12 protein-coding genes and 1 pseudogene are annotated in these 9,038 nt (G+C 66.8%); 1 reads left to right on the top strand and 12 read right to left on the bottom strand.

Going from position 1 to position 9,038, the window contains the following annotated elements:
* The 9 genes from rpsC to QR77_RS24545 form a co-directional block, all read right to left on the bottom strand.
* A partial coding sequence (gene rpsC / locus QR77_RS24585) for a 30S ribosomal protein S3 (protein WP_063798075.1) occupies positions 1 to 730 on the bottom strand: 730 nt, incomplete at its 3' end.
* A complete protein-coding gene (gene rplV / locus QR77_RS24580; RefSeq protein ID WP_040024282.1) occupies positions 730 to 1,077 on the bottom strand; it encodes a 50S ribosomal protein L22 in 348 nt (115 codons plus the stop codon). The genes rplV and rpsC, both read right to left, overlap by 1 nt.
* A 40-nt stretch (positions 1,078 to 1,117) precedes the next feature.
* Positions 1,118 to 1,399 (bottom strand): 30S ribosomal protein S19, encoded by a 282-nt coding sequence (rpsS, locus tag QR77_RS24575; protein WP_040024281.1) that lies wholly within the window; start codon positions 1,397 to 1,399, stop codon positions 1,118 to 1,120.
* Between the two features lie 12 nt (positions 1,400 to 1,411).
* Positions 1,412 to 2,248 (bottom strand): 50S ribosomal protein L2, encoded by an 837-nt coding sequence (rplB, locus tag QR77_RS24570; protein ID WP_040024280.1) that lies wholly within the window; start codon positions 2,246 to 2,248, stop codon positions 1,412 to 1,414.
* 47 nt (positions 2,249 to 2,295) lie between these two features.
* Positions 2,296 to 2,706, bottom strand: coding sequence for a 50S ribosomal protein L23 (gene rplW, locus QR77_RS24565; protein WP_040024279.1), 411 nt, complete (start codon positions 2,704 to 2,706; stop codon positions 2,296 to 2,298).
* Positions 2,706 to 3,356 carry a 50S ribosomal protein L4 gene (rplD, locus tag QR77_RS24560; protein ID WP_040024278.1) on the bottom strand — a complete coding sequence of 217 codons (651 nt, stop codon included), beginning with the start codon at positions 3,354 to 3,356 and terminating at the stop codon, positions 2,706 to 2,708. The genes rplW and rplD overlap by 1 nt, the downstream gene beginning before the upstream one ends.
* 8 nt (positions 3,357 to 3,364) lie before the next feature.
* Entirely contained in the window at positions 3,365 to 4,009 is a 645-nt protein-coding gene (gene rplC / locus QR77_RS24555) for a 50S ribosomal protein L3 (RefSeq protein ID WP_040024277.1), read from the bottom strand.
* 14 nt (positions 4,010 to 4,023) lie between these two features.
* Entirely contained in the window at positions 4,024 to 4,332 is a 309-nt protein-coding gene (gene rpsJ, locus QR77_RS24550; RefSeq protein ID WP_003948644.1) for a 30S ribosomal protein S10, read from the bottom strand.
* 468 nt (positions 4,333 to 4,800) lie between these two features.
* Positions 4,801 to 5,649, bottom strand: a complete 849-nt coding sequence (locus QR77_RS24545) for an LLM class F420-dependent oxidoreductase (protein ID WP_040024276.1) — start codon at positions 5,647 to 5,649, stop codon at positions 4,801 to 4,803.
* 276 nt (positions 5,650 to 5,925) lie between these two features.
* Between QR77_RS24545 and QR77_RS24540 the strand changes: the two are divergent.
* Positions 5,926 to 6,514: pseudogene (locus QR77_RS24540) on the top strand (Uma2 family endonuclease).
* Positions 6,515 to 6,520: 6 nt separating this feature from the next.
* On the opposite strand, the gene QR77_RS24535 reads toward QR77_RS24540, so the two are convergent.
* The 3 genes from QR77_RS24535 to tuf all read right to left on the bottom strand — a co-directional run bounded on the left by QR77_RS24535 (position 6,521) and on the right by tuf (position 8,885).
* Positions 6,521 to 6,775 carry a Smr/MutS family protein gene (locus QR77_RS24535; protein WP_040024275.1) on the bottom strand — a complete coding sequence of 85 codons (255 nt, stop codon included), beginning with the start codon at positions 6,773 to 6,775 and terminating at the stop codon, positions 6,521 to 6,523.
* Between the two features lie 47 nt (positions 6,776 to 6,822).
* Positions 6,823 to 7,518 (bottom strand): hypothetical protein, encoded by a 696-nt coding sequence (locus QR77_RS24530; RefSeq protein ID WP_052489024.1) that lies wholly within the window; start codon positions 7,516 to 7,518, stop codon positions 6,823 to 6,825.
* 173 nt (positions 7,519 to 7,691) lie between these two features.
* Positions 7,692 to 8,885 (bottom strand): elongation factor Tu, encoded by a 1,194-nt coding sequence (tuf, locus tag QR77_RS24525; protein ID WP_040024274.1) that lies wholly within the window; start codon positions 8,883 to 8,885, stop codon positions 7,692 to 7,694.
* Positions 8,886 to 9,038: the final 153 nt, after the last annotated feature.

Here is a 9,038-nt window from a genome sequence, read left to right as displayed (position 1 = left end):
CACCACGGCCGCCACGGCCGGCGGGACGGTCGCCCGCGCCACCGCCGCCACGGGCCGGACGGTTGCCGGCACGGGCCGCGGCGTTCTCGGCGCGGACCTCGGCGATGTTCTTGACGTTGCCCTTGTAGATCCAGACCTTCACACCGATACGGCCGAAGGTCGTCTTGGCCTCGAAGAAGCCGTAGTCCACGTTCGCGCGGAGCGTGTGCAGGGGCACACGGCCCTCGCGGTAGAACTCCGAACGGGACATCTCGGCGCCGCCGAGACGGCCACCGCACTGGATCTTGATGCCCTTGGCGCCGGCCTTCATCGTCGACTGCATGCTCTTACGCATGGCGCGACGGAAGGAGACACGCGAGGAGAGCTGCTCGGCCACGGCCTGGGCCACGAGCTGAGCGTCCACCTCGGGGTTCTTGACCTCAAGGATGTTGAGCTGAACCTGCTTGCCGGTCAGCTTCTCCAGCTCGCCGCGGATACGGTCGGCCTCGGCGCCGCGGCGGCCGATGACGATGCCCGGACGTGCGGTGTGGATGTCAACGCGGACGCGGTCGCGGGTGCGCTCGATCTCGACCTTCGAGATACCGGCCCGCTCCATGCCCTTCGTCATCATGCGACGAATGGCGACGTCTTCCTTGACGTAGTCCTTGTACAGCTTGTCGGCATACCAGCGGGACTTGAAGTCCGTGGTGATACCGAGCCGGAACCCATGCGGGTTAACCTTCTGGCCCATTACCGGGTTCCTTCCTTGGCGCTTACGACCACGGTGATGTGGCTGGTCCGCTTACGGATCCGGTAGGCACGGCCCTGGGCACGCGGCCGGAACCGCTTGAGGGTCGGACCTTCGTCCACGTACGCCTCGCTGATGACCAGCGAATTGGCGTCGGTGTGGTCGTAGTTGTGAGCGGCATTGGCAATGGCGCTGTCGAGCACCTTGCCTACCGTCACGCTCGCGGCCTGCGGGGCGAAGCGCAGGACCGCCTGAGCCTCCGTGGCATCCATGCCACGGATGAGGTCCACCACTCGGCGGGCCTTCATGGGCGTGACGCGGATGTACCGCGCCTGGGCCCTGGCTTCCATGGTTGTCCCTTCGGTGTAAGTCATAGTCAGTCACCCCGCGTTAGCGGCGCTTCGACTTCCGGTCGTCCTTGACGTGGCCGCGGAAGGTGCGAGTCGGCGAGAACTCACCGAGCTTGTGGCCGACCATCGACTCGGTGACGAACACCGGGACATGGATCTTGCCGTTGTGCACCGCGATCGTGTGGCCCAGCATGTCCGGGACGATCATCGAGCGACGGGACCAGGTCTTGATGACGTTCTTGGTGCCTGCTTCGTTCTGGACTGCCACCTTTTTGATCAGGTGGTCGTCGACGAAGGGCCCCTTCTTGAGACTGCGCGGCATCTAAACCCGCTCCTAGCGCTTCTTGTTCGTCTTGCGGCGGCGGACGATGTACTTGCTGCTTGCCTTCTTCGGCGAGCGAGTACGACCCTCCTTCTGACCCCACGGGCTGACCGGGTGGCGACCACCGGAGGTCTTACCCTCACCACCACCGTGCGGGTGGTCGACCGGGTTCATCGCGACACCGCGGACGGAGGGGCGTACGCCCTTCCAGCGCATCCGGCCGGCCTTGCCCCAGTTGATGTTCGACTGCTCGGCGTTGCCGACCTCGCCGACAGTGGCGCGGCAGCGGACGTCGACCATACGGACTTCACCGGACGGCATACGAAGGGTGGCCATGGAGCCCTCCTTCGCCAGCAACTGGACCGAAGCACCCGCTGAACGGGAGATCTTCGCTCCGCCGCCGGGACGCATCTCGATGGCGTGGATCGTCGTACCCACCGGGATGTTGCGCAGGGGAAGGTTGTTGCCCGGCTTGATGTCGGCGCCCGCGCCGTTCTCAACCCGGTCACCCTGGCTCAGCTTGGCCGGGGCGATGATGTAGCGCTTCTCGCCGTCTGCGTAGTGCAGCAGCGCGATGCGGGCGGTGCGGTTGGGGTCGTACTCGATGTGCGCGACCTTGGCCGGCACGCCGTCCTTGTCGTGACGACGGAAGTCGATCACGCGGTAGGCGCGCTTGTGGCCGCCACCCTGGTGGCGCATGGTCACACGACCGGCGTTGTTACGGCCGCCCTTGCTGTGCAGAGGGCGGACCAGCGACTTCTCCGGCGTGGACCGCGTTACCTCGACAAAGTCGGCGACGCTGGAGCCACGACGGCCCGGGGTCGTCGGCTTGTACTTGCGGATACCCATTTCTCAGTCCTCGGAAGATCTCGGACTTCTGAACGACTCGACCCCCGTCAGGAGGTCGGGCCGCCGAAGATGTCGATTCGGTCGCCCTCAGCGAGGGTCACGATGGCGCGCTTGGTGTTCGCGCGCTTGCCGAAACCGGTGCGGGTGCGCTTGCGCTTGCCCTGGCGGTTGATCGTGTTGACCCCGGTGACCTTGACCGAGAAGACCGACTCGACGGCCTGCTTGATCTGAGTCTTGTTGGCGCTGGGCAGCACGACGAACGTGTACTTGCCCTCGTCCAGCAGTGCGTAGCTCTTCTCGGAGACGACCGGCTTGACAAGAATGTCGCGCGGGTCCGAGAGGGACTTGCTCAGCGGGGTTTCGACGACGGGGCCGGGCTCGCGACGGGCCTTGGCCTGTCGCTTGGCCTTGGCTACCTTGGCGGCCTTGCTGGCGATGCTCGGGTGACGCGTAGCCATCAGGCTTCGCTCCCTTCGGTCTCTACGGCCTTGGGCCCAGATACGAAGGACTCGAAAGCGGCCTTGGTGAAGACCACGTCGTCTGAGACGAGCACGTCGTACGTGTTGAGCTGGCCCGGCGCCAGGATGTGCACCTGGGGCAGGTTGCGTGCGGAGAGCCACGCGGCCTCGTCGGTACGCTCGGCGACCAGGAGCAGGTTCTTGCGCTCGCTGACCTTGCCGAACAGTGTCTTCGCGGCCTTCGTGGACGCCGCGCCCTCGACCACGTCGGAGACGACGTGGATACGGGAGTGGCGGGCCCGGTCGGTGAGGGCTGCGCGCAGTGCGGCGGCCTTCATCTTCTTCGGGGTCCGCTGCGAGTAGTCACGCGGCTGCGGGCCGTGGACGACGCCACCGCCGACGAACTGCGGGGCGCGGGTCGAGCCCTGACGGGCGCGGCCTGTGCCCTTCTGGCGGTACGGCTTCTTGCCACCGCCGCGGACTTCGCCACGGGTCTTGGTCTTGTGCGTGCCCTGTCGGGCAGCGGCCAACTGGGCGACAACGACCTGGTGGATCAGCGGGATGCTGACCTTGGCGTCGAAGATCTCCGAAGGGAGTTCGACGGTCCCGGCCTTGTCGCCTGCCGGCGAAAGGATGTCAACGGTGCTCATCAGTTACCTCAGGCCCCCTTGGCCGCGGTACGGACCAGGACGAGGCCGCCGTTCGGACCAGGAACCGCACCCTTGATCAGGATCAGGCCCTTTTCCGCGTCAACGGCATGAACGGTCAGGTTCTGGGTGGTCACGCGCTCGTTACCCATCCGGCCGGCCATCCGCATGCCCTTGAACACGCGGCCCGGGGTGGCACAGCCACCGATGGAACCAGGCGAGCGGTGCTTGCGCTGGACACCGTGACCGGCGCCGAGGCCATGGAAGTTGTGACGCTTCATGACACCGGCGAAGCCCTTGCCCTTGCTCTTGCCCGTGACATCGACCTTGAGGCCGGACTCGAACACAGCGGCGGTGATCTCCTGGCCGAGTGTGTACTCGGCGGCGTCGGAGGTACGGAGCTCCACCAGGTGGCGGCGGGGGGTCACGTCGGCCTTGGCGAAGTGGCCCTTGAGGGGCTTGTTCACCTTGCGCGGGTCGATCTCGCCGAAGGCGATCTGGACCGACTCGTAGCCGTCGGAATCATTCGTACGGACCTGGGTAACGACGCAGGGTCCGGCCTTGACCACGGTTACCGGGACGACACGGTTGTTCTCGTCCCAGACCTGGGTCATGCCGAGCTTCTCGCCCAGGACGCCCTTGATCTGCTTTGCCATCTCTTCCGCGCCTCTCAGAGCTTGATCTCGATGTCAACGCCGGCCGGAAGGTCCAGGCGCATCAACGAGTCAACGGTCTTGGGCGTCGGGTCGAGAATGTCGATCAGGCGCTTGTGCGTGCGCATCTCGAAGTGCTCGCGCGAGTCCTTGTACTTGTGCGGCGACTTGATGACGCAGTACACGTTCTTCTCTGTGGGCAGCGGCACCGGGCCTGCGACCGACGCACCAGTACGCGTCACCGTCTCGACGATCTTCTTCGCCGAAGAGTCGATGACCTCGTGGTCGTAAGCCTTGAGCCGGATGCGGATCTTCTGTCCCGCCATGGCTGCTTCGTAGTCCTGTCTCTCGTAACGCTCTGGGACCCGATAGGGCTGCGATCACGTGAACCGCTTGTTCGGTCTCCGACCCCCGAGGTCGGGCGTGTCGCATCCCCTCCAACAAGATCTCCCGAAGGATTTCCCTACCAAGGGGGTGCGGACCCGAAGACCGCGGAACCGGAAGCCGAACGCCCACCGGGTGCCTGGCTGATACCCCGCTGACACTTCCCGGAAGATTCCCGTACGTCCGTCCCAGCGCTGCCCCGTAGGGCAGTTGGGACGACGAGTACTGTGGGACTCGCTTCCGGTCCTCCCGGCGGGAGGCGTGCAGCATTGGCGCTCAACCGAGCAACCTGGACAGTGTGCCATAGCGGCCTGGGCCATGGCCAATCACGGCCCGAAAGGGTACCCCACGACCTCACGTCCGAATCCTGGGGCGCCGGGAAGGGCACCCCAGGGGCGCTCCGCGGAGAGCTACAGCAGGACCTCGGCCAGCGCGCGGTAGCCGGACATGGGGTTCGAGGCCTCCGGGGTCAGCACCTGGATACCGACGTGGTCGGCCCCGGCGTCCAGGTGTTCGGTGAGTCCCGCCGCGATCACACCCGGCTCGCCGTGCAGGGCGAGCGCGTCGACGAGCCGGTCGCTGCCCGGGGGCCTGGTGTCGTCCTCACCGAAGCCGAGACGGTGCAGGTTGCTGACGTAGTTGGTCAGGCCGAGATACGGATTCTCGACGAAGGCCCGCCCGACCGCCCGCGCCCGCTCGGGGTCGCTGTCGACGACCACCTTGTGCTCGGGGGCCAGCACCCGGTCGGGACCCAGCGCCTCGCGGGCCCGGCGGGTGTGTTCGGGTACGACCAGATAGGGGTGCGCCCCGAGGGCGCGCTCGGCCGCCAGCGCCAGCGAGCGGGGCCCCAGGGCCGCCAGCACGCGCGCGTCCTTCGGCACACCGGCCGCGTCCAGCAGGTCGAGGTACTCGACCATCTTGGCGTGCGGCTTCTGGTACGTCTGGATGCTCTCCGGATGCCCCACCCCGACACCGAGCAGCAGCCGGCCCGGGTACGTGCCCTCCAGCCGGTGGTACGAGCGCGCGACGGTCTCGGCGTCATTGGTCCACATGTTGATGATCGCCGTCGCCACGGTGACCCTCTCGGTCGAGGCCAGGACGGCCTCGACGAGATCGAGCTCCCCGACGGCCTTGGCCCCGAACCCGAGCCACACGGTGGTATACCCGAGCCGCTCCGCCTCGGCGGCGTACGCGACACGCGCCTGATCGTCGAACTGGGGGCTGAACCAGGCACCGAACTTTCCGAGCGCGACAGACATGTGTCCTCTGTTCCGAGTCGTGGGCACGCACACAGCGATCTAGTGACTTCTAATTTAGAAGTAACTACCGCTCATGGTCAATCCCCCACCCTCACGCTCCCAGCCTCCGGACGACCCGGCGACTCGGCGACTCGGCGACTCGGCGCGGACAGGCCGTTTCGAGGCACTGGGCCGCACCGTCGGCGTCGCGGGAACCCACTGCCGCCGGATCGCTACCCTGAGTGCAGGGCCTCCCGTTCACGGCCGGGCCGCCGATCGGAACGAGGAGCGAGCGCCATGACCGTCGCCCCGGATCACGTGCGGGACGGCCTCCCCCGGTACCAGGCGATGCGCGACGTCGTCGAGCGGATGCGGGACAGCGTTCCCGGCAAGCTGGAGATCACCAAAGAGGGCATCGTCCACGACATGGTGTCGCCGGGGGGTCCGCACGAGCTGACGGCGGCTCGTGTCAGCCGCCGGCTGGAGAAGGTCATGCCGGACGGCCTGCTGGCCCACACCGGCACGCCCGACGTGGAAGACGTGCACGAAGGCGTGATGCGTCACCCCGATGTGATGGTGATCGCCGAGGCCGACATGGAGGTCGAGGGCTCCTTCGACCCCCGGACACTCCTCGCCGCCGTCGAAGTCGTGTCCCGGTCCAATCCGGACAACGACTGGGTGAGCAAGATACGGGACTACCCGCTGCTCGGAATCCCGGTGTACGTGATCTTCCGACCCGCGCGGCGGCACGGGTGCGGTGCTGTCCGACATCCACCCCACGCCGGACGGTCCTCGCTACGCGACCCGGAAGGACTTCGTCTACGGCGAGGACGTCACGATCGGCGAGTGGACCATCTCGACGGAGCGGCTGCCGCGCTACCCGTAACCGCGGTCAGGCCGTACAGCGGAAGTGGACCAGGATGCGGCCGTCGTTGGACGGGTCCGTCTCGAAGCGGTCGTACAGCTTCTTGATGTGCGGCTGGCCGAGGAAGGCCAGCACCCGCTTCTTCAGCTTTCCCGTCCCCTTGCCGGGGATGATCTCCACGACGGTCTCGCCCGTGCGGGTCGCCGTGAAGATGGCCTGGCGCAGGGCCAGTTCGATGTCCCGGTTGTTCCGGAAGATCGGATGGAGATCCAGCGTGAGCAAGATACGTCTCCTCTGCTCCTCTACGGCGGATGGGTACCCGTGGCCGCTCAGCGCAGGGCCTCCACCGCCCTGTCGACGTTCCCGGCGAAGGCCCGGGCGTACGCCTGCGCCGCCTCGACCCGGTAGTACGGGCCGCCGTTGTAGCGCGCGGCGAGATCCCGCATCTGCGCGCGGGTCATCCGCTCGGGCGGTACGTCCGCGTACTCGGTGGCCGCCTTCTCGTGAGCCAGATACGCCGCGGCGATGAAGATGTTCTGCCGCGGTTCCCGGACCGCCTCCACGACGGCCCTGCGCTGCTCGCCCGCCAGATTCCCCGGGTCGTAGCCCAGCACCTCCGCGGCCCTGCGTACCTGTACGGCCAGCGGCCCCATCGACGTCTTGTCCGGGTCGTCGGAACCAGGCAGCACCTTGCGCACCTCGTAGGCGATGTCGTCCACCACCCTCGGCGCGCCCCCGATCTCCTGCCAGGCGATCCCGGCGAGCATCTCGGGCGACAGGCCGCAGTGCTCCGCGGCGGCCACGATGAGCTGCTTGTTCGCCGAGATGTAGGCGAACCTCTCGTCGTCCGACTCCGACCGCAGCCAGTAGCGGTTGCCCTCACCCTCCGGCAGGTCCGCCAGCCGGGCCCGGATCCGCCGAAGCGCCTCGGAGACCGCGCCGGCGCTCGTGTCCGCGCCACTCTCGTCCGCGCCGTTCTCATCCGTACCGGCACCCGGCCGGCGCCGCTTCTCGTCGGACACCATGGTTTCCGCCTCCCAACCGTCCCCGGCACCGCCCCTGGCACCGGCACCGTTCCCGGCACCGGCGAAGATACCTCCCCACCGGCACACACAGGGGCCCCGCACCCCGCCCTCTCGGGCGGGACACGGGGCCCCTGCGACTGCTCTGACGAACTACCGGGTCCAGAAGGTCAAAATTACTTGACGATCTTGGTGACCTGGCCGGCGCCCACCGTACGACCACCCTCACGGATGGCGAACTTCAGGCCCTCTTCCATGGCGATCGGCTGGATCAGCGAGACCGACATGAGGGTGTTGTCGCCCGGCATGACCATCTCGGTGCCCTCGGGGAGGGTCACGACGCCGGTCACGTCCGTGGTACGGAAGTAGAACTGCGGGCGGTAGTTGTTGAAGAAGGGGGTGTGACGGCCACCCTCGTCCTTCGACAGGATGTAGGACTGCGCCTCGAACTCGGTGTGCGGCGTGACCGAACCCGGCTTGATGATGACCTGGCCGCGCTCGACGTCCTCGCGCTTGATGCCACGAAGAAGCAGACCGACGTTCTCACCGGCCTGGCCCTCGTCGAGCAGCTTGCGGAACATCTCGATACCGGTGACCGTGGTGGTGGTCTTCTCCGGCTTGATACCGACGATGTCGACGGTCTCGTTGACCTTGAGGACACCACGCTCGATACGACCGGTGACGACCGTGCCACGGCCGGTGATCGTGAAGACGTCCTCGATGGGCATGAGGAACGGCTTCTCGACGTCACGCTCGGGCTGCGGGATCGACTCGTCGACGGCCTTCATCAGGTCGAGGACGGTCTGGCCCCACTCCTTGTCACCCTCGAGAGCCTTGAGCGCCGAGACCTTGACGACCGGAAGGTCGTCGCCCGGGAACTCGTACTCCGAGAGCAGCTCGCGCACCTCGAGCTCGACGAGCTCGAGGATCTCCTCGTCGTCCACCATGTCGGCCTTGTTCAGGGCGACAACGATGTACGGCACGCCGACCTGGCGGGCCAGGAGCACGTGCTCCTTGGTCTGCGGCATCGGGCCGTCGGTGGCGGCGACCACGAGGATGGCACCGTCCATCTGGGCCGCACCGGTGATCATGTTCTTGATGTAGTCCGCGTGACCGGGGCAGTCGACGTGCGCGTAGTGACGCGACTCCGTCTGGTACTCGACGTGCGCGATCGAGATCGTGATACCGCGCTGGCGCTCCTCAGGAGCCTTGTCGATCTGGTCGAAGGCCGAGGCCTCGTTCAGGTCCGGAAACGCGTCATGCAGCACCTTGGTAATGGCGGCCGTGAGGGTCGTCTTACCGTGGTCGATGTGACCGATGGTGCCGATGTTGACGTGCGGCTTGGTCCGCTCGAACTTCGCCTTCGCCACTGGGGTCCTCCTGTGGAGTGGTTCTGGTACGCCTTACTCATCGGCGCCAGGTGATCTTTGCTGGGATACCGGTGCCGCCCGGGGCATCCCGTCCGAGTACGGACCGAATGCCCCAGAGCTTTCCGGGGACAAGGCTAAACGCTGAACTCCGGA

The sequence above is a fragment of the Streptomyces sp. 150FB genome, assembly GCF_000818195.1.
GTDB lineage: Bacteria > Actinomycetota > Actinomycetes > Streptomycetales > Streptomycetaceae > Streptomyces.
This window is presented reverse-complemented; position numbering and strand designations above follow the sequence as displayed.

Bases quoted from the DNA above. Each gene is read 5' to 3' on its own strand.
- rpsJ (WP_003948644.1), bottom strand. From the start codon at position 4,332: ATGGCGGGACAGAAGATCCGCATCCGGCTCAAGGCTTACGACCACGAG.
- rplV (WP_040024282.1), bottom strand. From the start codon at position 1,077: ATGGAAGCCAGGGCCCAGGCGCGGTACATCCGCGTCACGCCCATGAAG.
- rplB (WP_040024280.1), bottom strand. From the start codon at position 2,248: ATGGGTATCCGCAAGTACAAGCCGACGACCCCGGGCCGTCGTGGCTCC.
- QR77_RS24530 (WP_052489024.1), bottom strand. From the start codon at position 7,518: ATGGTGTCCGACGAGAAGCGGCGCCGGCCGGGTGCCGGTACGGATGAG.
- rplC (WP_040024277.1), bottom strand. From the start codon at position 4,009: ATGGCAAAGCAGATCAAGGGCGTCCTGGGCGAGAAGCTCGGCATGACC.
- rpsS (WP_040024281.1), bottom strand. From the start codon at position 1,399: ATGCCGCGCAGTCTCAAGAAGGGGCCCTTCGTCGACGACCACCTGATC.
- rplW (WP_040024279.1), bottom strand. From the start codon at position 2,706: ATGGCTACGCGTCACCCGAGCATCGCCAGCAAGGCCGCCAAGGTAGCC.
- QR77_RS24545 (WP_040024276.1), bottom strand. From the start codon at position 5,649: ATGTCTGTCGCGCTCGGAAAGTTCGGTGCCTGGTTCAGCCCCCAGTTC.
- rplD (WP_040024278.1), bottom strand. From the start codon at position 3,356: ATGAGCACCGTTGACATCCTTTCGCCGGCAGGCGACAAGGCCGGGACC.